General features: G+C 52.7%; 19 protein-coding genes. 2 read left to right on the forward strand and 17 right to left on the reverse strand.

What is annotated here, in order from left to right:
- Positions 1–539: 539 nt before the first annotated feature.
- The 10 genes from J1N02_RS13350 to J1N02_RS13395 form a co-directional block, all read right to left on the reverse strand.
- Positions 540–1865, reverse strand: a complete 1326-nt coding sequence (locus J1N02_RS13350) for an OprD family porin (RefSeq protein ID WP_054898299.1) — start codon at positions 1863–1865, stop codon at positions 540–542.
- Positions 1866–2081: 216 nt separating this feature from the next.
- Positions 2082–2414: a DUF2790 domain-containing protein gene (locus J1N02_RS13355; RefSeq protein ID WP_033902856.1), complete on the reverse strand. Its 333-nt coding sequence runs from the start codon at positions 2412–2414 to the stop codon at positions 2082–2084.
- Positions 2415–2731: 317 nt separating this feature from the next.
- The gene (locus tag J1N02_RS13360) at positions 2732–3994 is read right to left on the reverse strand and encodes a hypothetical protein (protein ID WP_017341663.1); all 1263 of its coding nucleotides are present in this window, start codon (positions 3992–3994) and stop codon (positions 2732–2734) included.
- Positions 3995–3996: 2 nt separating this feature from the next.
- On the reverse strand, positions 3997–5130 hold the full coding sequence (locus J1N02_RS13365; protein WP_032901562.1) for a nucleoid-associated protein: 1134 nt from the start codon (positions 5128–5130) through the stop codon (positions 3997–3999).
- A gap of 302 nt (positions 5131–5432) precedes the next feature.
- A complete protein-coding gene (gene arsC, locus J1N02_RS13370; RefSeq protein WP_032901560.1) occupies positions 5433–5855 on the reverse strand; it encodes an arsenate reductase (glutaredoxin) in 423 nt (140 codons plus the stop codon).
- A 25-nt stretch (positions 5856–5880) separates the two neighbouring features.
- On the reverse strand, positions 5881–6594 hold the full coding sequence (arsH, locus tag J1N02_RS13375; RefSeq protein WP_032901559.1) for an arsenical resistance protein ArsH: 714 nt from the start codon (positions 6592–6594) through the stop codon (positions 5881–5883).
- Between the two features lie 46 nt (positions 6595–6640).
- Entirely contained in the window at positions 6641–7111 is a 471-nt protein-coding gene (locus tag J1N02_RS13380) for an arsenate reductase ArsC (protein WP_032901558.1), read from the reverse strand.
- Positions 7112–7127: 16 nt separating this feature from the next.
- Entirely contained in the window at positions 7128–8411 is a 1284-nt protein-coding gene (locus tag J1N02_RS13385) for an arsenic transporter (protein WP_032901557.1), read from the reverse strand.
- 25 nt (positions 8412–8436) lie between these two features.
- Positions 8437–8793 carry a metalloregulator ArsR/SmtB family transcription factor gene (locus J1N02_RS13390; protein WP_032901556.1) on the reverse strand — a complete coding sequence of 119 codons (357 nt, stop codon included), beginning with the start codon at positions 8791–8793 and terminating at the stop codon, positions 8437–8439.
- The gene (locus tag J1N02_RS13395) at positions 8790–9212 is read right to left on the reverse strand and encodes an arsenate reductase ArsC (protein WP_080761505.1); all 423 of its coding nucleotides are present in this window, start codon (positions 9210–9212) and stop codon (positions 8790–8792) included. The genes J1N02_RS13390 and J1N02_RS13395 overlap by 4 nt, the downstream gene beginning before the upstream one ends.
- Positions 9213–9591: 379 nt before the next feature.
- Between J1N02_RS13395 and J1N02_RS13400 the strand changes: the two genes are divergently transcribed.
- Together J1N02_RS13400 and J1N02_RS13405 are read left to right on the forward strand one after the other, a co-directional pair.
- The gene (locus J1N02_RS13400; RefSeq protein ID WP_032901576.1) at positions 9592–10089 is read left to right on the forward strand and encodes a MarR family winged helix-turn-helix transcriptional regulator; all 498 of its coding nucleotides are present in this window, start codon (positions 9592–9594) and stop codon (positions 10087–10089) included.
- A gap of 53 nt (positions 10090–10142) precedes the next feature.
- Positions 10143–10700, forward strand: coding sequence for an arsinothricin resistance N-acetyltransferase ArsN1 family A (locus J1N02_RS13405; RefSeq protein WP_019334872.1), 558 nt, complete (start codon positions 10143–10145; stop codon positions 10698–10700).
- Between the two features lie 385 nt (positions 10701–11085).
- Here the strand turns inward: J1N02_RS13405 and J1N02_RS13410 are convergent, their stop codons facing one another.
- The 7 genes from J1N02_RS13410 to J1N02_RS13440 form a co-directional block, all read right to left on the reverse strand.
- Positions 11086–12759 carry a TniQ family protein gene (locus J1N02_RS13410; protein ID WP_082423442.1) on the reverse strand — a complete coding sequence of 558 codons (1674 nt, stop codon included), beginning with the start codon at positions 12757–12759 and terminating at the stop codon, positions 11086–11088.
- Between the two features lie 316 nt (positions 12760–13075).
- Complete coding sequence (locus J1N02_RS13415) at positions 13076–14761, reverse strand: TnsD family Tn7-like transposition protein (protein ID WP_054898301.1); 1686 nt, start codon at positions 14759–14761, stop codon at positions 13076–13078.
- 15 nt (positions 14762–14776) lie between these two features.
- The gene (locus tag J1N02_RS13420) at positions 14777–16246 is read right to left on the reverse strand and encodes an ATP-binding protein (protein WP_034139926.1); all 1470 of its coding nucleotides are present in this window, start codon (positions 16244–16246) and stop codon (positions 14777–14779) included.
- Positions 16243–18411 (reverse strand): Mu transposase C-terminal domain-containing protein, encoded by a 2169-nt coding sequence (locus J1N02_RS13425; RefSeq protein WP_034139927.1) that lies wholly within the window; start codon positions 18409–18411, stop codon positions 16243–16245. The genes J1N02_RS13420 and J1N02_RS13425 overlap by 4 nt, the downstream gene beginning before the upstream one ends.
- Positions 18408–19265 carry a TnsA endonuclease N-terminal domain-containing protein gene (locus tag J1N02_RS13430; protein WP_034139928.1) on the reverse strand — a complete coding sequence of 286 codons (858 nt, stop codon included), beginning with the start codon at positions 19263–19265 and terminating at the stop codon, positions 18408–18410. Before J1N02_RS13430 ends, J1N02_RS13425 begins: the two co-directional genes overlap by 4 nt.
- Before the next feature lie 314 nt (positions 19266–19579).
- A complete protein-coding gene (glmS, locus tag J1N02_RS13435; RefSeq protein WP_027608179.1) occupies positions 19580–21412 on the reverse strand; it encodes a glutamine--fructose-6-phosphate transaminase (isomerizing) in 1833 nt (610 codons plus the stop codon).
- A gap of 10 nt (positions 21413–21422) precedes the next feature.
- Positions 21423–22190, reverse strand: a complete 768-nt coding sequence (locus tag J1N02_RS13440; RefSeq protein ID WP_027608178.1) for a DeoR/GlpR family DNA-binding transcription regulator — start codon at positions 22188–22190, stop codon at positions 21423–21425.
- Positions 22191–22397: the final 207 nt, after the last annotated feature.

Here is a 22397-nt window from a genome sequence, read left to right on the forward strand (position 1 = left end):
CCGTCCGCCCCGCGTTTGGCAGGCATCTGACTTCCGGTCTTTCGCATCAACATGGCCTATGACGCTTTCTCTCGTTCGGCCCTTCGTCAAAAAAAAGACTACTACGGCCTCTGCTGACTTCTCGCTCCGACTCGCGCCGTCGCCCTTTCAGGCACAAGGCGAGATCTCCCCAGGTAAGAACGCAATCCTTCACCGCACAACCGCCGGATTTACGCTGCCTGACCCTTGACCACAAGAGCTTCGCGGTTTTATGCCCGCTCGCCCTGGTCGGCTTCGCCTTGTATCCGGTTCTTGTACATCGGCTCGCGGTTTCGATTCACGCTTCCTCCCCACACTCGGTCGCCCTCATGCAGTTGCGCTTCACTTCGTTCGCTGTGGTCAGCTTACGGCGGGACTTTCACCCACAAGATTGCGCCCATGCTGGGCGCACATAAAAAAAGGCGCCACTAGGGCGCCTAAGCCGTCTCCAAAACCAAAGGAGAAAAAAGAGACGGGGTGTATCTGGCAATCGGACGCTTGATGCCTACGGCCAGCGTCCGTTAAAGCATTTGCAGTGGATACTCGACAATCAGTCGGACCTCGTCCAAATCAGATTCGAAATCCGTGGCTCGTGTCGTTGCCTGGCGAACACGTAAAGACATGTCCTTCAGAGAACCTGACTGGATGACGTACTTAGCCTCGATGTCTCGTTCCCAACGCTTTTGATTCTGCAATGGGGCGCCATCCGCTCCACGACGCATGTACACGCTGTTCGCGTTGGAATAGTCCGCATCCCAACCCTTAGCGTAGCGGGTCATGAAGCTGAGACCGGGGATGCCGAAGGCCTGCATATCTAGATCGTAGCGCAGCTGCAAGGATTGCTCTTTCGGTGAGTTGAAATCGCTGTACTGAATAGAGTTATCCAAGAAAATTGAGTCGGATTGGCGAAGGTAGTCAAAGTCGTCGTTACCATTATTGCGCTGGTACCCAACGGTCACGACGTGCGCTCCGAATTTGACCCCGGTCTTGCCGCTCCAGATGTTGTTATCGAAGCTTCCCAGAAGTTTTTTACCCTCATCCACCGCTCGGTAGTAATTAAAACCACCGATTAGCGATACGCTATCTGAGAGCGGATAGCTCAATGTGGTGCCTGCGTAATACTGGTTCCACACATCCTTGAATTGGCTGGTGTAAAGACTCACACCTACGTGCTCATTGACTGTGTAATCGCCCCCTAGATAAGCGATCCACGGAGCATCTACCGCACCAGCGTAGAAAGTCGAAAAGCCGTCACGCATGCCACTGGAATTGGGTTGGCTCATCGCATGCAGCCGACCACCCTGAAGGGTAAGGTCTTTGATGCTGGTATTGGTAAACGTTTCACCACGAAAACTCTCAGGGAGGAGTCGGGAATCCCCATAGGCCACGACAGGCGTCGATGGAAATACGTCCCCTACCTTGACGACTGTATCCAGGAAACGCACTTTTGCGGCTCCGCCTACTTTTGAGTAGGAGTCTTCAGGTTGGCCTTTGCTATTGTGCGGCAAGACATCGACTGAGCTACGAGCTCCCGAGCGACCATCACCTGAATCGAGCTTGAGGCCTTCCATTGCAAACGCATCAATGCCGAAGCCTACTGTACCTTGAGTAAAGCCTGATTCGAATCGGCCAATGATGCCATGAGCCCATTCGGCTGAGTAACCATTGCCCGTGGGGCTTGACTGGCCCTTTCGATAATCACGATTGAGATAGAGATTCCGATTGAGAATACTAAAGGTGCTCCCCTCAATGAATCCTTCAGGTCTTTGCTCAACAGCCACTGCAACTTGCCCCATGCTCATGCTAAGGGCAATGAGAGAAAGACCATAAATGCTTTTATTGTTCATTTAACACTCCAGGCTTTAGCTTGGCATAGTTTCTTTATGAAATTTTTTATAATTATAAAAAGCCACCAGCACGTGAGGATTTATCCTACGTGCCGGCAGACATAATTTCATACAATAGATAACTCCAGCGTGACCTGAAAATTACTTCTATGTCAGCGAACAGTAAGCAGGCTCAAAAAATACCGAACAACCTTGCGCAGTTAGGGCCAACGCTAACTAGCTTCCGTGAGGGCAGTTAGTACCCATAACCTTGTATTCCAGGGTGTTGAGCTTGCCCGCCGAATCTTCATAGGTCATGCGCGAAGGGGCTACGCCACAGGTTTTATTGGCTTGAGTGGTACTGATTACCTTTTGGACATCGAGGTTCATTCCATATTCATAATGAACAACTTCAGGTGTCGTCTTTCCGTTTTCTAAGGCGTACTGCTCCATCGCCTTCTGGTTCTCTTGCATCATTCGACCATAAACGCGGTCACCACCTCCTTCAGCCATGGCCAAAGAAGACATGGTCAAGATGGTAACGGCAAAAAAAACTTTTAGTGATTTCATGATTTTCTCCTAGTGTTCACTTACTTCTGACTAGAGGATAACCAGTGATGCCTTTCAGAAAGCTGCCGCGAATATTACATATGCGTAAGGTGTTCCACAGTACACGTGAGCTCGACTATTAGAAATTTAACTTATTGGCGGAGTAGGCTGAATACGTCAGATAAGGCATTAGGGACCAACTCGAGCTCCTCATGAAGCACCCAAGATTTTTATTAAAGATACATTTCCTCTATATCATTGACAGCTGCTTGGACTGCTCCAGATGGATGAGTCGTTTGAGCGCAGTAAGATGAGACGAAGAACGTGTTAAAAAAGCCTCATGGGCTGAGAATATTAGGGGCTACGTTGAGTACCGAAAACACCATCGCTAGGATAGCCTTTAACAGCCATAAGAAATCGTCCCAGTATTTTATCGCGGCTAGCAGCAAAGCACCGACGATTGGAAGCAGGGACAACCCCTTCAGCAACCGAAAGGTCCTGGTGAGGGTTCGGCCTTGCTTGTCGACTTGATCGATGGTGATCCTGAGCAGCCCCTGAAGTTTAGGGGGATATGTTTTTATCTTGTCCTTGAAATCATCGAAAATGACATTGAAGCTGTGTAGGAGGCGCTCCGTTTGCAGCATTTGGTTGTGAAGGATTGCAAGCAGAACCACAGAAACCACTGCCAACCCAAGGACAAGGATAAAACCTTCGAATCTTGAGGTTGTTTTCTCCAGCACGACCAAACCCGCTAGCGATATCGGCAGGGCGAGCATCTTGCCGGCGATGTCGCCCAGCACACCGCTAAGCTTGGTGCCATAGTCGATTTCAGCTTGGGCCACCTCGCGCCGGGCCCGCTCAAACGAGAAGCTATAGACGTAGGTTTGCAGATTCGCGCGGTATGTGGCGAGGACCTCCCGCCACTCCCGCACGATCACCAAGAACAGATTGGGCTCGCTCTCAAACTTCTCTATGACGCTAGCCACCGCCATCCGAATCATTAATTTTCGTTCGGAGAGGTGTGCCTTATTTTCGTTTTTTCGATTGAGTATTTCTTCCAACAAGCTCAGGTGATTGAGCTCATAGTCAAGTACCTTGGCGTCAACCTGAGTAGGCAACAGAAATGTTCTCGGCGGCTTAGCCCCATCAGGAGGCAAGGCAAAGAAAAGATTAAAACCATCTTGGCTGCTGTCTTTGTCGACACCGATCGCTAGCAGTGCAAGCAGCTCGATCAACCGACATACGCGCCTGAGCGCCTTAATCGTCGGAGGTTCGGTGTCATCACTATCTGCCCAACAGAGCTCAACAATGTACACGTTGCTCGGAAATTGGCCCTTGCCCAATGAGCCATTGCGAGCGACAAACTCGCCTAGGTTCGCGTAGAAACGGCCAGACTCGTTCGATGGCAAGCGAAACTCAATATCGAGAGAGTCTGCTTCTTCAGAGCAATGCTCGAACTTGCCATAGGCTGCGGGCAGGCCATCGCACATTCGCAACGTACCGATAATGTCGGGCGTTGGCATCCCCTCATAGCGGATGACTCCGTCCTCAATGGGGGGCGCTCCAATGGCGCGGTAGAGAGCTACCACATTAGAAAACATTCTTAGCCGACCCTGGCCAGCAGTTCTTTCTCGATCACACCAACCAGTTCGGCAGTCAGATTGGACAGTGTCAAATTTTTCCGTCCCTCATCATAATAAACGTCTGCGGCCGGATCCTTACCTAACGCTCCACGCTCGAATTGCAACGACCAGTTAGCCGCGTCCCCCTTGATACGGGTCTTCTCTTTCAGCGATTTCGCATTGACCGTAAAGTCGTCTGGCACCTTATGTTTCTCACTATTCAAATAGTCTTTCAGTCCAACAATTTCATCCACTAAGTCAGCGGGTACGTGTGCGACAGCGACGTGGCAGATAGCGTCCAAGCGCGCAGACTTGCCTGCTGCCAACTGTTCCTCCAGATACTTGATAACCGCCTCTTTGGCCTTATAACCAAAGCCTTTTAACGTTTTGTTGTCGCGAAAAAACCGTGCAACGTTATCAATGGCATTTTTGGTAGCGCGTCCGGAAGCTACTCCTTTCGCGCATCCCAGTGCAGAGATGAAATAGTCGGATGCCTGACTATCACGGCCCCGGCTGATGAAGCACAGGTAGGTTGAATCCACTTCATCCTCCGCGTCATCCTCATCCTGCTCAGGCGCAGCAGCGGCCGCGGCAGCCATAGCCTTTATGGCCACGAAGCTCGCTAAATTGATCCTGGCGGCCTGCTGAACCTTGTTGAGATCGACCTCTTGAATTTCCTTGGGCACATAGTTCTCGTCCAGCTGTATACCGCCGCGTTCCTTCATGCTGGCGACCAGGAAAAAGTCGGTTGCACCTGCGGTGTACTGAGCGCAAAGGATGTGTCCACCGGTCGATAAGACTTGATTACCTGCTTGCTCCACCAACTGGTCCATTGCCAAGTGGGTCAAGTCGATAAATCGCGCTTCATCATCTTGTACTTCTACGAACGCGGTGAAGCGCTCTGGAAACGGTCCCTGACGGTCATCATCGGCAAACTGGCCGTAGACCACGCTGTTGCCTTCTTTGCCGATGAGGCCGTGGATACCATTGACCAGAAAATGCAACGCGGGATTTTCAGTATCGAGCGCCACATCCTTCTTGACCACCTCGGAGATAAAGCTGGTCTTGGCCAGCTTCTTGAAGCTGTGAATAATGGCAGTTTTCAGCGTAATCATAGGTCGAATTCCGTTCCGATAGTATCAATATGGAATCACTGAAAATAGCACCTTACCCAGCAAACTTCAGGGCTTATCTCGATATCAGATATCACCGAAGGGCTCCAATACCTACCGATCAGTAAGGCTGCACGAACCCAACAACTGTATATGTATACAGCATCATAATCTATGCCATTCATCAGCACGAGGAGCGGAGGGTTGAAGCGCGGATTGGCCGCCGCCAATAACCACGACATCAAATTTCGGATTTTGACTCACCACCATCCCCCCTACGTTTGCTGCGCATCGCTTGCGTGGGTTCAGACTTTACGGCCCAGATCATCAATTACGACCTGTCCGTCCTCTTTGACGAAACTGCCGCGCTGCTCTTGTGAAAGCAGGTCGAGGACAGCCTCTGACGGGCGACAAAGGCGCGCCCCTAAGGGTGTAACGACGATGGGACGATTGATCAGGATGGGATGAGTCATCATGGCGTCAATGAGCTGGTCATCTGCAAGTGACAGATCACCTAACCCAAGCACTTCGTACGGCGTGCCTTTGATACGGAGCAGTGCCCGCACCTCTATACCCATATCCTTGATCAGTCTGATTAGCGTTGTACGATCAGGTGGGGTTTTCAGATACTCAATTACCGTTGGCTCTTCACCGCTGTTGCGGATCAATGCCAAGGTATTACGGGAAGTGCCACATTCCGGGTTGTGATAAATCGTGATCTGACTCATATCGGATGTCTCGCTGTCGAGAGGCTCAAATGGATCGCTGGTTGACGCGTGTGGATAGCTCCTCAGCGGACTCTTTACGCTCGGAGTAACGACCAACCAGGTAATCCTGGCGATCACGCAACAGCAGCGTGAACTTCATTAGTTCTTCCATCACGTCGACCAGGCGGTCGTAGTACGAGGACGGCTTCATCCGGCCCGCCTCATCGAATTCGGTGAATGCCTTAGCTACTGAGGATTGATTTGGGATGGTGAACATCCGCATCCAACGCCCCAGTACCCGCAACTGATTAACTACGTTGAAGGACTGCGAGCCGCCGCAGACTTGCATCACCGCAAGGGTCTTTCCTTGTGTAGGTCGTACAGCACCTATCGCCAGTGGAACCCAATCAATTTGAGCCTTGAAAACCGCACTCATGGAGCCGTGTCGCTCAGGAGAGCACCACACCTGGCCTTCCGACCATTGCATCAGCTTGCGAAGCTCCGCGACTTTGGGGTGCGTCTCGGGTGCATCATCCGGCAGCGGAAGGCCTGATGGGTCGAATATCTTTGTTTCAGCGCCAAACCGTTCCAGAAGACGGGCGGCCTCCTGGGTCACCAACCGGCTGAAGGATCGCTCTCGTGTCGATCCATACAAAAGAAGGATTCGAGGTTTATGGAGTGAAGACGTGCGAGGCGTCAGTTGCTCCAGGGTGGGAATGTCAAGCAGTTCGGCTTGGACATTCGGCAGCGTATCTTGCATACAAACTCCTAGGGATGCGCCAAGCAGGCACAACTTCCATTGCGCTTCAAAGCGAACCGATACGGTTCAGTTCTGCTTTGAGTTGGTCAGGGCTCATGGTTTTCAGCGGCAGCGCAAGAAACGCGCTCACCCGTTCGCGAATTTTGGCGAGAGTGGCTTCAAACGCTGTTGTGATCTCGATCTCCGACCCGATGGCTTCCGACGGATCGGCTAAACCCCAATGGGCCTTCAAGGCTGGCCCGAAAAAGATGGGGCATGCCTCACCCGCGGCCCGGTCACATACGGTTATCACGATGTCTGGTGGAGAGCGTTCGAAAGCATCCGAAGCTTTGCTGCTCAAGCCCGCCGTGGAAATGCCCGCAGCCTCCAGCGTTTGCAATGCCCGTTGGTTCACGCGGCCGCTGGGAAAGCTTCCTGAGCTGATCGCTTCCACACCCTCTGGCGCTAGGTCGTTGAACAGTGCCTCGGAGAGGATGCTGCGGCAGCTGTTGTGGGTACACATGAACAAGACTTTCATCAGTAGATTCCTTGATTCAGAAGCTGAGGCGCAATGCCAAGGCACAGAGGGTGGCGATAAGGATGGGCAAGGTCAGCACGATCCCGGTCTTGAAGTAGTAACCCCAACTGATCGTGATGTCCTTTTTGGCCAGCACGTGAAGCCACAAGAGCGTGGCCAGGCTACCGATGGGGGTGATTTTCGGCCCCAGGTCGCAGCCAATGATGTTGGCGTACACCATTGCTTGATGGATGACGCCATCGACTTCGGCAGCATGAATGGACAAGGCACCGATCAGGACGGTGGGCATGTTGTTCATGATTGAAGACAGAAAGGCTGTGAGCAGCCCCGTACCCAAGGACGCGCCCCAGACACCGTAGTCGGCAAATACATTCAGGATCTGGGCGATATGGTTGGTCAAACCGGCGTTCTTGAGGCCGTAGACGACCAGATACATGCCCAGGGAAAAGATCACCACCTGCCATGGCGCGCCCTTGAGCACCTTGCCGGTGTCGATGGCGTGTCCACGGGCCGCGATGACGTAAAGAATGAATGCGCAGGCAGCCGCAATGGCACTGATCGGCACGCCCAGAGGCTCGACGACAAAGAAACCGACCAGCAGCAGAGCTAGAACCCACCAGCCTGCTATGAACGTCGGGCGATCACGTATCGCCTCTTTAGGATGATGCAACTGAGCAAGTTCGTAAGTCTTGGGCAATTCCTTGCGGAAGAACCACATCAGCATCACCAGCGTAGCCGCAACGCTGACCAGATTCACCGGCACCATGACGGATGCGTATTCGCTGAACCCAATCTTGAAGTAATCCGCAGAGACAATGTTGACCAGATTCGAAACTACCAGAGGCAAACTCGCGGTATCAGCGATAAAACCGGCCGCCATGACGAATGCGAGGGTGGCAGCGGGCGAAAAGCGCAATGCAAATAGCATTGCGATCACGATGGGCGTGAGAATCAATGCCGCACCATCATTAGCAAATAATGCTGATACCGCAGCACCCAGTAGGATGATGAAAGCAAATAGCTTACGAGTGCTGCCTCCGCCCCAGCGTGCGACATGCAATGCTGCCCATTCGAAAAAGCCGGCTTCATCGAGCAGAAGACTGATGATAATCACCGCGATGAACGTTGCGGTGGCATTCCAAACGATGTGCCACACCTCGGGGATATCCCCAAGAGTGACCACTCCAGTCAAGAGCGCGAGTACAGCGCCAAAGGTTGCACTCCAGCCAACACCCAGCCCTTTGGGCTGCCAGATCACCAGGACGATGGTGGCAATAAAGATCAGTACGGCAATCAACATTTCAATCACTCGATTTGGAAGCAGATCAGCCACATACGAGCTGGTTGATAGGACGAGCATTCATGTCGCTTAGCCGTTTGGCTTCGGTATCTAGCCAATCCTGATTCGCATCCACGACGTCCTTCAGAATTGCACTCACCCAACTAGGAAGGCCGGGATTCAGGCGGTAGTAAACCCACTGGCCTTGACGACGATCCATCAGCAGTCCCGCTGAACGAAGCAGCGCCAAGTGGCGAGAAATCTTGGGCTGGCTCTGGTCGAGCGCAGCGGTAAGCTCGCATACGCACAGCTCTCCTTCGCTCACGATGAGCAGTGTGATTTTGGTTCGAGTGTCATCTGCCAAGCACTTGAATAGTGCCGTGGGATTCATGGGCTCTGTCATAGATCCTCCAAGTGTTTTGTCTTGACCAAGACGAAGAGCTTAATGCGCTCATGGATGTCATGAAGTGTGTGGCGAAACGCGTCGGGATGATCGCTGGTGACCGGATCTGCGAAATCCCAAGTGATGACTTCGCCAGCGACGGGCATCCATGCACATTCCCGTGCGGACTTGTCACACAGCGTGATGACGTAATCGAATTTTTCGTCGCGAAGCTCATCAATGGATTTGCTATGCAGTCCGGATGCATCTACGTCGACATTGGCCAGAGCAGCTACAGTACGCGGGTCGACGCTGGTTGGCTCCAAGCCCGCACTGTAAGCGGCAAAACGCGGATCTGTGTGCCGAAGCAATGCTTCTGCTAAATGGGAGCGGGCAGAGTTGGCAACGCAGATGAAAAGCACTTTGATTGGGGCAGACATGGCAACCTCGACACATACGTTGAATCGAATATATGATTTATCGCATATTCGGTAAAGCGTATATTTTTGCGTCGCCGGTCACCAGCGGGTAAGGGCAGCGCTCGTCAGATCGTCGGACGACTTTTCGTCGGAAGACGAGCTGATCACAACGCAAATCAGCTGTAACCAGTACAGCAAGTTCAACAGCAGCATTGGGCCGAATTTTCCAACACTAAGAGGTACCAGGATTGGGCCACAAAGCTCACTTGCTGAATTCTTTTTTGGCTGTTGGGCACAACATGCTAGTGCGACAGATTTCCTGTCGTCAACCAGCGCAGGCTTGTTGACGGTCAGCATCCCCAAGATTATTGTTGCAGCTAACAACGAATTTGTGACGATTATGCCGAAGCGGAAAAAAGACCAGTTGTCCCAGGATGCCGAGGATCTGTACGAGGCGTTGAATCAGCTCGTCCGTGTCTACCAGTTTCGAGATAGAGATCGGATTTGCTGCTACGACGTTTCAGTCACCCAGTGCTACGCGGTCGAAACGCTGGTCAAGAAAGGAGCCATGCGGCTTCAGGTCTTGGCTGAAGAGATGTTTTTAGACAAAAGCACGGCAAGCCGCGTAATCGATGCGCTCGAACGCAAGGGGTATGTGTCACGCGCTGAGGATAACGAAGACCGCCGTGCCGTGAAGATCCAGGCCACGGACGCGGGCAGGGAACTCTACGAAAAAATCAGGGGCGATCTCATTGCCGAAGAGATAACAATGATCGAGAACCTTTCAGCCGAAGCCAGGCAAGGAGCATTAACCTTGCTCAGGCAGATTACACGAGCTACCGAAAAACGCTGCGGCCTCACAAATGAGCGTGGCTCAGATCCAACGCAAGCCTATTGAATCTCCATTTTTTGATTCAAATGTTGTTACTACCAACATAATGGAACCCGATCATGCGTATCCGTCCTGCTGAGCCAGTTGATGCAACCTCGATAGCCACTATTTATAACCAAGGGATTGCGGAACGAAGTTCCACGTTCGAGACCACTCCGCGTAACCCTGATGACATGCTAGAGCGACTTGAGGCTCATGATCGTTATCCCGTTCTGGTGATGCTTGATGAGCACGATAAGGTCATCGGATGGGCGAGCCTTAGTGACTACCGCAATCGCGCGTGCTATGACGGCATCGCTGACTTTTCGATTTACATGAGCCGTGAGGTGCGAGGCCAGGGGCTGGGTAAGAATCTCCTTCAGGCGCTGCTTAAAGAGGCAGAAGCTCGCGGATTTTGGAAAGTCCTTTCTCGCGTGTTCACCTCTAACCGCGCCAGTCTCGCCCTGTGCGAAGCTTGCGGATTCCGCCAAGTCGGGGTTTACGAGAAACATGCATGCCTTGACGGTCGTTGGATCGACTGCGCAATTGTCGAGCGACTCATTCCTACGAATCAAATGCCGTGGCTAACACCAATGGCTGCAACCAAGACTGAATCAAATGGATTAAGCGGCTGTTAGGGTTCTCTATCACACTTAAAACCTTGTCAGTCAGGCTACGTACAGCGAAACAATCAATCACGGCCTAACTGGTCAAGTCGAATGCAAATATGTGGTCAAGTCTATGTAATTACGCAGCCCACTGGAGTGGATTGCGCTAGCGACGTAATTCCCCTGCTCATGCTTGAATCGACGTTGAGATAGATACCGATGTCTGCGGACATTGAATACGCGAAATCGACGTATGCGGTATAAGCCCGTGTCTGCGGAAGTCGCTGATATCGTTGCACGTCCAATGCCCGATCAATACGCAATAGGCGTCGGTATTAATAGTGACATCCAACGCGCAGCAATAAGCCTCAGAAATCACCGGATCCAGAGCAACTGCGCCACGCCATAAAAATATCTACTGGAGCTTTGAATTGGACGCGATCATCTCCATGTATGCATTGCCACCCATGGGAATATCATAACCTGGTGGCCCTTCCCATTGCCGCGAGACACCGGTATTTCTAAGCATAACGTCAACCTTAATGCCGTCCTTAACCATGCTGTCTAAATCCCACTCGAAGTGATTTATGAGAGCCTGGCAGGCCACATGAGGCACTGTTGTCAATAATCTCAAGCTGGAGTTGTTTGGGGGTAACTTAAGCCTCGCGATCTCCGACATCGTCCATATAAATCTCCGTAACCTAAAATGCCAAAGAGACTCAAGATGAAGTTCAAGTTGAGCTGACAGCAATGGGAAAGACTTACGAGTCGCACGCTCCCTACTTACTTTTCGCGGCAAAATTGCAAGCATGTTACTGATATTTACTCGCACCTGTTTTTGGGTGATGCGGTACAAGTTCTCAACGCCCTCTATAAGAATAGTTGCGTATTTTTCGTCCTCATCGTTTACCACCGGCTCGACACTACTCTTCTGCATTAAGTTCCCTGTAATTTTACTCAACAACCAGTCCTTATCGTTTTCGTTGAGCCAACGGGTTACTTGATAAGCACTTACCCAAAGATAGTCCATACCAATGCCTGGCTTCACTTCAAGTAGCATTGAGATTTTTTCTCGATAAGCCTTTTTCTTATGTTCTGGCAAAGTTTTCTCTTTAAGACGGACCGTCGGGTTTGCCGAGCTAGCAAGTAGAGACTCTTCTGCCAAGCATTTCTCAAACTTTTCTGCACATCCAAAAAGATGGAGAGATATTAAAAGATGCCTTGCCAACGGCATATCAATTTGACCTCTTGTTGTCGATAGCCTAATCCATTGACTTCGAATTCCAGCTGCGTATGCCAAATCAATTTTCGAAATAATTTCATCGCTGAACTTATCACGAATACTGCTAAATAATTTAGCTGTGCCAATTAGGTTCCCATGAACAAACCCTTGCTTCTTTGCTTGACGCCGATAACAAGCAGCCAAAACCGTATAATCTATCGATGGCAGATTGCGTTGCAGAATATCATTTACAAAAACTGCAAACTCGCGCTCTTCATTTGAGGCGGGTGAGCGGTTCGCAGGTTTAACAGCGTTCCACCCGCAAGCACAATCATCGGTCAACCCCGGTAACAATCGGTTTTTACGATAGAAAGGGTGAGAGCAATTAGGGCAAGATTGAAGAAGTTCTTCACCGTGTCGCCAGCACGCTGTAACGCCCGGTACATGATGAGCTCGGTGCCAATATGCGTAGCCACACTCTATGAGGTCGGCCTGCACACAGGCCAAGCAAATTTTAGCTCTGCTATTCCTCGTACCTTCTCTCCTAGGCACTCGAGCGACATCAGATAAAACCTTGTCTAATTCCCTAGAGGGTTCTTTTGATAGTCCTATAAAAGGTTTGTAGGCTGGGAACGTAGTGTTAATCTCAAGCAACTCAGCCAAGTTGCTTTCTTTAACTCCCGGCAATCGAGAAGCAAGGTTTTCTAATTGCTTTGGTATGATAGATAGTTGGAATGGTGCAACGCCAAAAAGATCAAGAAAAGTTTCTGCCTCGGTTTTGTTTCCGGACAAAAAATGGTATCTCGTAATACGAGATAATAGTGTCTCGTCTGGCATTGACATTGGAAAAAACAGAATACTGGACATGAGTAGCCGACTTTCTAGCGTGGGTTCTGGTAGGACGCGAGTCCTGTGGATGGTGTTCTTTTATCACATACCACCGTGTACCCGGGTAAGGATTTTTGAAGATGAACGCCATACAGTAGCGAACAGCCAGCAACTATTTTATAAGAAAACAGCCGTTTTCACGCCATAGTCAAAATGCGATACACCACACATATAAATACGTTAACTGCACGCCTCGTCAAAATTCACACATCGAATCTACGTACAGCTCAAATATGGAGGCTTGTGTCGACGGCGTTACAGAGCAATATTCATACGCGGATCAGGGTGCATTCACTCATATTTGGAATTTTCTGAGACACGCTGTTCGATACAGCGCTGATTGAGTAATTGGTTTGCCGTCAAGTTTTAGCTTCCACTCGGCCCAGCTCAGGCGCCGCCGATGGAATGCATCAAGGGTTTCGCATTCGGCTGCCAGTGCAACCGCACAGTGCGGCAGCTTGTTGAGCTGCTTTTCAAACCTAGATAACACATGAAGCTCTCTGCCTATTTTTGTCCGAGAGATACGGACAGGTTTACCTGGAAGCGCTCGTAACATTTCAGCGCATTGAACCACTTCGTTGGCAAGGTTGAGGTCCAGGTCTTTGAATCTTTCTGCTTGCTGTCCGCGCAGTCTGTGGGCTTTACCTGGCTGTTGTGTACGCTCGGACAGCCATTGCCGATCGTTTCGATGAAGCCACACATAATCTCGACACTCATGAGCTAGGTGAGCTCTGTAATCCCCCTCAAATCGATTCCTCCTATCACCCAGCTGTTTCGAAAGCCTCGCCTCTTTCCATCGGTCAGGTCCATCGGAAATCGCGCGTATCATTCGGTAGACGCATGTAACCGAGTTCCTTGTTACTGACGCCATGGTCTTCGCGTCAGCCCCCGAGAGCGCCAGCCTCCAGATCGTTTCAGATGCCTCACTCATATACTCATTGGTGCTTGAGCGACTGGTTGGAGATCCGTTGGCAGCTTGTTCACCAGGTGTTTCGGTATTGGCTGTTCGATTCAACGACTCGGTAATAGGCGCGTTCTGCCGAAGTATCCTTTCCATGTCGACCTTCAGCGCGCAGGCCAGCAGGATGAACTTCAGCGGATGATGGGTGCCCCTCGGCTTACGCAAAAGCTTCACAACCCAGGCCGCCGGTATATCCGCAGACGATTTGCTCAGTATCGAGTACTCCCCTGAGGAGGGGAGAACCTCAAAGAACGCAGACATGTGCCGCGCCAATCTACCTAAGTGCAGCCGACCAGTGTCGGAAGCCATTTCCAAGGCGGTAGCACCATCCAAAAACACCGAGCGAATCGCATCAGGACATAAAGGAGGAACATCGACCTCAAGCACCTGCATCGAACGCTGCGCTATTTCGTGCAGAGCACTTTGTAGATTTTGAGGGATGTCTAACGGAATGGAGTGAGACTGAACGTCCTCATCGTCCGGCAAGTGCATTCTTCGAGAATTTCGACTCAACCAGCGGTAATCAAGGTACTTCAACGGGGTTCCATGGTGGGGACAGATCAAAACGCCTGGCAGCTGATGCACACGGTGCCAGTACGCTGCTCCCATACGGGCTCTATCCTGTTCGATACAGTCGAAGCAAAATCGGACTCTCGAAGCGAACTCGAGTCGACTCGCGATCAACCCCAACCTGAGCATCAACCCCTTTCCGTTTCCCGCCATCAAGATATGAGCGTCGTCCACCTGTTGCTGGGTCAAAAATGGTTCGTAGTAGGGCAGCTGCGTATGACGCTTTATAACTGCGGCTAGCGATAAGCCTGTGTCATAAGGCAGCGCCTCGGCAAGCTCGGCTAGTCGACATGGAAAAGCCACGTTCTGCGAGAAGAAGTTCGCGGACTGCGCTCCATCGAAAACGGCTCCACAGCTACGTACGCCACAGAGCCGGGCGTATCTTGAAAGGACGCTGTGAAGCGTTTCATCGGGAAAAACAGCCGGAAAGAAATGGAATTTAAGCGCCATTTCGTCACCCTTTATTCACCCCCTCCGATACAAAGGAGAGAACTCGAATAGATCACTGTTTATCCAACCGGCGCTCTTCAGCGCCTCAATGGAGTCTTCACTTTCACTTAGCGCCTGTGCCTCTGAGGTCTCAACCGCCACCGCCGCAGGTGACTGCGATTTGACTTGGTTAACGGCCGCCACATTAGGTTTGGTAGCACTATTGTCGCTGCGACTGATGACACTGCGCAGCAACGCCAGTCGCTCCGGCCGAGCCACACCATCGAGCGCCATCATGTCGCTTAGTTGGTCTTCAATCGGAAGCAAATCATCGAACTGCCGCATCCGTTTCGGATCTCGGCTTCGCAGAGCGGACAAAGCTGGCTTCAATATCTGCATCTTGGTGTTGCTCACCAACGCAATTGTCTCGGCGGTAACGCATTCCGAACCACTCTGGATCGCATACCTTTGACTGAGCACCAAAAGCTTCACCAAAAAGTCGGTGACCCCTTGTGTATGCTCATACAGCGCATCAAACACATCCTCTGTCAGTTCGACCGGCTGCTGGTACCACTGATAGCTCCAGAGGTTTTCAACAAGCATGCGCCACTCGTCATCGTCCTTCTCAAAACGTTTAAATTCGAGTACCCCGACGCCGCAGCAACGCCTTGCGTTGCGCATGACGTCAGAAAATAGGCTGATCATCGAATTGGTCCCGATGAACACCACAGGAATGCCGATGTTGTTCACTAGATGGAGGAAGAAATTCAGCATGTTGTCCTTGCCCCCAGTTTTTGCAAGGTGCAGGTTCTGAAGTTCGTCGATCAGCAAAGCTCCGATGAAAAATGTACTCGCAACCTGTTCCATTTGTTGCAACGAGTCATTGATGTTCCGAGCCCGATACCGCTTGTAGTAATCCTCATCACCTAAAGCTCGCCCGACCGCATAGAAAAATTGCTGACAGAAGCCTGCCAGCGACCCATCTCGGGGACAGTCAAGCTTGAGCCAGGTGATCTGGGTATGAACGAACTGCTTTCCTTCATAACGCTCGTGGCGAATCGTTTGAGGGTAGAGACTCAAAATGGCTTCGAGTGCGGTGGACTTTCCAATGCCACTAAGGCCAACCAGACTGAACGTTTCGGCAGTGGACTTGAATCCATCGTGGTAGCGCTGTGCGCCCGAAAGTGAGTGAAGATGTCTGACAGTGTCTGGAGAGGTCGGGTTGCGTCCGACGTACCCACGTCGTACCAGCAATGAAAATACGGACTCCAGATCCATGTGGACCAACAAAGGCTGGACCACCGTTCTCAACCGGTCGATGCAGTGAACCCGAGTCGATCGGTCGAGGGTCAGCTCTTCTGGATCAACAGGACGGGGGAAGTTCGAGATTAGTTGCATTGCCACCTCTTCTGAGAAGATCGGTGGCAGCGCTTCGATGAGTGGATTTCCCGCGTAGTCCGCTATCGCCTGCTTCGTGTAGCTTGCGAAAACTTGGGCGCCTTTCATGAGTTTTGTCCTGGGCGGAGGCGTTTGAGCATATCGATAACCTGAGCGCTGCGAGGACCGGCAAAGTTTTCTGAGCGATCTTGGGAGATCTCTGTCTTGAGCACAGGCGATTCAATCCTCACACCCTCTGGCACATGGGCGGTCTCACGCTCCTTGAGGCGCTCAACGGCGCGATTCTCACGAATATTTCCAATCATCTCAGCTTTGGTCGCAGGCGCTGGCTCATCATTTCGCTCAGCGATCGCACCGCTGACGACTTGATTAACTTCCTCTAGAAGCGAAATCCGACTCTCCAACTCAGCGCGTTTATGAGTCGGTGGAGTCTGGCGGTAAGCTTCGAGCAGGTCGAAAATCTCATCGGACCGATAACCAGCATACTTGCTATCAGACTTACGCAAATCGCAACGGATAAACTGTTTGGTGTCTCCCCGGATCCAAATATGTGCTGAGGAATTTGGGTCATACCAACACTCTATCGACCAAACCCCGCGGCTACGGGCTTTCGCAAACCAGTTGTTCTCGATCGCCACATCACAGACATAATGCATTCCTCGGAATAGCACACCACCCTTTTGGACCGTTGCTTGCTCACGCGGAAGCAAATGGAGATAGACCAGTTCATCGGGATGATTGTTTGGTTCGACATGGCCATTTTCCAATGCCCAAGTCCAAATACCTACCGGCGTCGGATCGACACCGTCGTTCATCATCTCTTGAGTGAGCCTGTCGGGCTGCCGGTTGAAGCGGTTATAGTGAAGGACGCACTGGATGATGATCTTAGTGAACTCTTTCATGCTCAGCGTCGCGTCAAGTCGGTAATCTCGCTCCCCACGCTCCTTCTCCCTAGCCGCTACGCCACCAGGAAGCCACCTGATGCCAGTCAGGTTGTTCAGGATACCGAACCGGCTCTCAACCATCGACTTCCAGTCAGGGCGGTAGGGCGGAGCAATTCCCAGCTCGATATTCAGGCCAGTGGCAAGACCTTCAGCTGCTTTCCCCAACATCTCGCCTCGATCAGCGTAGATGTGATGTGGGAGGTGATGACAGTCCCATTCCTCTGAATCGATTGTGACCCCATTGGTAGCGCAAAACTCAACCTTCGAAGTGAAAGCGTTGAAAAGCGCTTGCCTGGCTCCGTTCCAACTCGGGCCCTCTAATCCGATGTAGAGACCGACGATCATGCCGGAAAAGCTATCAATGACGACGTACACAACCGGCCGTCCAATGAGCATTCGCCTGGAGTATCCGTTCACGAGATAAATGTCCGCAATGGTGGCATCGATCTCAAACTGATGGCAGGGGCCACGAAGCCAGTCACGGACGGTTCCAGAAAGGGGGCGGCAATCTTTTAGCCACTTACGCATTCCCTTACGGCCACGTTCAGTTTCAACCTCGTCGAAATATTGCTTTCCCCAATAATCGAACTGTCTAAAGGAAGGAATTTCCGATTCGGGTAGCAAACGACCGCCTGATTCTGGATTTTTCGACAGGTCTTTCGCGGTATAGAACCTCCTGAGCATCTCAACATAGGCGTTGGTTATCGTAGAAGTCTTATCCCCGACAAATAACGAGTAGCCGATACGGATACAGCGCTTATCCACGGCATCGATAACCTTGGTCGGTGAAACGGCAATACCTTGATACCTTGGCTTCCTACCTGGGGGCTTTGCGGGATCATACTTGCGCTCAGGAACTCCGACGCTCGCATAGTTTTTCAAGAGCGCATTTCGAACTTGGCCATTGATCCAGTAACGGTACAGAAGTCGATAGATGCTCTTGCGCTGTATACCGAGCTCAACAGCTCTAGCGCCGACCATTTGACCCATCTCACCAGGAGCGAATATCTGACCTGGATAATCTGAGTCGATCAGGGGTGCGATGATGTTCCACTTTTCATCCCTTTCCCGCTTCTTTTTCTCATCCAAGTCATCCTCTAACACTAAGAGAAACTCAGGCGTAACGACCTTGGCTAGCTTCGTATCACCTGCAATGACGGATCCGCGAAGCTCCTCCAGGCCTAAACCAATCGGTTGGCGGGGCGGATCCGTTAATTGGATCAAAACGACCGCATCGTATCGCTCATTGAGGTACAAGACCCTAACGAAGCCCGGCACGACGGAAAACTCAGTAAGCGGTTCGAAACAATCATTGACTTGGACTTTCATGATAGGCCCTCCGCCGTCAGTGAAATTTTCATTGGTTTCTCAATGATTTCAAATGTTGGTAGTGGTGCAGTCATTTGAATGGGAGTACCAACCAAATCTACCTTGATCGACTTAGCCCATATCAGGTGATGATATAAAGCCCGAGAGTCTTGATAGGAGATAAATAAACGTGCGGCAATCTTTCGCAGAGATTCAGCAGTACTCCACGGGTAGGGACGACAGCTCGCTAAGTGCCCCAGAAAATCTGTGTGTAATGATGGCTCTGCCAAGGCGCGCGGCAGTTGAGCGAACTTCCTGAGTAAGCCTAAATTCTTGATCAAATCGGGGCTGAACATTTCTTCAGTGACAATAGCCCAGTCAACGTGTTGGCCAGCCCAGAATCGCTTTTCGATCTCAAATTTTTCCAACGTTCTCCTGGCTTGTTTGCCTTCGAGGTCGCCGCGGTATTTGATTGTTCTGGCTACAGACTTAAAGCTGCCGTCGGGCTTTTTTATCGTTAATAAAAAATCCGTGGTCATAACGTAAGGAAGCACTGTCTTCGGATACTTTGGGTATCGCACTCCCATAGAGCTCGCGATTGCTTGAGCACTTTCTCGCGGTAGCAATGGATACTGCTCGCGTATATCCACAACATTTTCCGAAAATTCACATACCAAAAAATAGGCGCGTTCTAGGTCAGAAAAGAGGTGGTGGAGACGATCGATCTTCACACCTTGGATCTTGTGGGAGCGTCCTCTGGAGGGCACATCTTGGACGCGCAGCCACGGCAGATAACTGGCACCAGCTCCGCTACCGAATCCATTCGAAATATGCCGCTGAATATCTGTCTCAGACGAAAACCTACGACCGCGCAATGCTACCTCCTTCGTCCGCCGGGACCGCCTCTCCTCGCCCTGAAAAATAGTTATAGGAAAAAATCGCCCACCACCTGTTCATGGTACAGCCCTCTTTAGCCTACTCCCGGAGCGGAACGAAGCGGAGAATCTAGACCGATGGCTCAGCCCAAAAATGGAAACCCCCGTAGATACGGGGGTTTCGGCCTTGTGTCAATCTATGTTGTGTCGTGTCAATCTTTATTGTTTTGTGTCAATCTTTATTGTTAGAAACCAGAAGGCGCGTCCTTTCGCGGGTACCTGGAGACCCGGGCGGGCCTCCAGGGTGGAGCGGGTTACTCCACCGTCACCGACTTCGCCAGGTTGCGCGGCTGGTCGACGTCGGTGCCTTTGAGCACGGCGACGTAGTACGACAGCAGTTGCAGCGGGATGGTGTAGAGGATCGGCGACAGGGTGTCGTGGATGTGCGGCATGTTGATGACGTGGGTGCCTTCGCCGTTGGTCATGCCGGCTTTTTCGTCGGCGAACACGATCAGTTGGCCGCCACGGGCGCGGACTTCCTGCAGGTTGGACTTGAGCTTCTCCAGCAGTTCGTTGTTCGGCGCGACGGTGACCACCGGCATGTCGTCGTCCACCAGGGCCAACGGGCCGTGCTTGAGCTCACCGGCCGGGTAGGCTTCGGCGTGGATGTACGAAATTTCCTTGAGCTTCAGGGAGCCTTCCATCGCCACCGGGTACTGCGCGCCACGGCCGAGGAACAGGGTGTGGTTCTTGTCGGCGAACAGCTCGGCGACTTTTTCCACGGTGCTGTCCATGGCCAAGGCTTCGCCCAGGCGGGTCGGCAGGCGGCGCAGTTCTTCCACCAGAGTGGCTTCGACGCCGGCAGCCAAGGTGCCGCGAACCTGGCCCAGGGACAGGGTCAGCAGCAACAGGCCGACCAACTGGGTGGTGAAGGCTTTGGTGGAGGCCACGCCGATTTCGCGACCGGCCTGGGTCAGCAGGGTCAGGTCGGACTCACGCACCAGGGAGCTGATGCTGACGTTGCAGATCGCCAGGCTGGCGAGGAAGCCCAGCTCTTTGGCATTGCGCAGCGCGGCCAGGGTGTCGGCGGTTTCGCCGGACTGGGAAATGGTCACGAACAGCGTGTCGGGCTGCACCACCACCTTGCGGTAGCGGAACTCACTGGCGACTTCGACCTGGCACGGGATGCCGGCCAGTTCTTCCAGCCAGTAACGAGCAACCATACCGGCGTGGTAGCTGGTGCCACAGGCCACGATCTGCACATTGCGCACTTTGGCGAACAGCTCGGCGGCTTGCGGGCCGAAGGCGTTGACCAGCACTTGCTTGTCACCAAGGCGGCCTTCCAGGGTGCGCTGCACCACGGCCGGTTGTTCGTGGATTTCCTTGAGCATGAAGTGGCGGAACTCGCCTTTGTCGGCAGCCTCGGCACCGTCGCGGTATTGCACGGCTTCGCGTTCGACGGAATTACCGTTCACGTCCCAGATCGCCACGCTTTCACGGCGAATGTCAGCAATATCGCCCTCCTCCAGGTACATGAAGCGGTCGGTCACCTGGCGCAGGGCCAGTTGGTCGGAGGCGAGGAAGTTCTCGCCCAGGCCCAGGCCGATCACCAGCGGGCTGCCACTGCGGGCGGCGACCACGCGGTCAGGTTGGCTGGCGCTGACCACGGCCAGACCATAGGCGCCGTGCAGCTCCTTGACCGTGGCCTTGAGGGCGGCGGTCAGGTCACTGTGGTCCTTGAGCTTGTGGTTGAGCAGGTGGGCGATGACTTCGGTGTCGGTATCCGAGGTGAACACGTAGCCCATGCTCTTGAGCTGTTCGCGCAGCACTTCGTGGTTTTCGATGATGCCGTTGTGCACCACGGCCAAGTCACCGGAGAAGTGCGGGTGGGCGTTGCGCTCGCACGGTGCGCCGTGGGTGGCCCAGCGGGTGTGGGCAATCCCCAGGCGACCCACCAGCGGCTCGCCGGCCAACGCCTGCTCCAACTCGCTGACCTTGCCTGGGCGGCGCATGCGCTCAAGCTTGCCGGCGTTGGTGAAGACGGCCACACCCGCGCTGTCGTAGCCCCGGTATTCCAGGCGCTTGAGACCTTCGAGCAGGATGGCAGTAACGTTACGTTCGGCGACTGCGCCAACAATTCCACACATGGTGCTTCTCCTAGATGATTGCCGCGCATATCAGCGTAATGCCGCGGGCTTGGATCTGGTCGCGGGCCTCAAGCGGCAGGCGATCATCGGTAATAAGGGTATGGACGCTGCTCCAGGGCAGTTCCAGGTTGGGAATCTTGCGGCCGATCTTGTCGGATTCGACCATCACCACCACTTCACGGGCGACCTCGGCCATCACACGGCTCAAGCCCAGTAATTCGTTGAAGGTGGTGGTGCCACGTTGCAGATCGATGCCGTCGGCGCCGATGAACAGTTGATCAAAGTCGTAGGAACGCAACACCTGCTCGGCGACCTGGCCCTGGAACGAGTCCGAATGCGGGTCCCAGGTGCCGCCGGTCATCAACAGCACCGGTTCGTGCTCCAGTTCGCTCAAGGCGCTGGCCACGTGCAGGGAGTTGGTCATGACCACCAGGCCGGGCTGGTGGCCCAGTTCCGGGATCATGGCGGCGGTAGTGCTGCCGCTGTCGATGATGATGCGGGCGTGTTCACGCAAACGCATCACCGCAGCACGGGCGATCGCACGTTTGTAGGCCGAGACCGGTTGGGCGGGGTCGCCCACCAGTTCCTGAGGCATGGTGATCGCGCCACCGTAGCGACGCAGCAACAGGCCGTTACTTTCGAGCGCGGCCAAGTCCTTGCGGATAGTGACTTCCGAGGTTTCGAAACGCTTGGCCAGTTCGTCCACGCTGACTTCGCCCTGTTCGTTAAGCAAGGTCAGGATGTTGTGGCGTCGTTGGGGTGTATTTCGTTTCGACATGGTAATTATAAGTTTCGTTTCGAAAGATAACGAAGGCAATCAAAACCTATTGAGAAGATATCGTCAAGCGTCGGAAACAGATTTTTCAAGCAACACACACAAATGTGGGAGGAGGCTTGCCCCCGATTGCAGTAGATCAGTCGACTGAAACATTGACTGAAAATCCGCCATCGGGGGCAAGCCCCCTCCCACATCTGGATAACGCTG

The organism is Pseudomonas sp. NFX5, assembly GCF_049132125.1.
Taxonomy (GTDB): Bacteria; Pseudomonadota; Gammaproteobacteria; order Pseudomonadales; family Pseudomonadaceae; genus Aquipseudomonas; species Aquipseudomonas marginalis.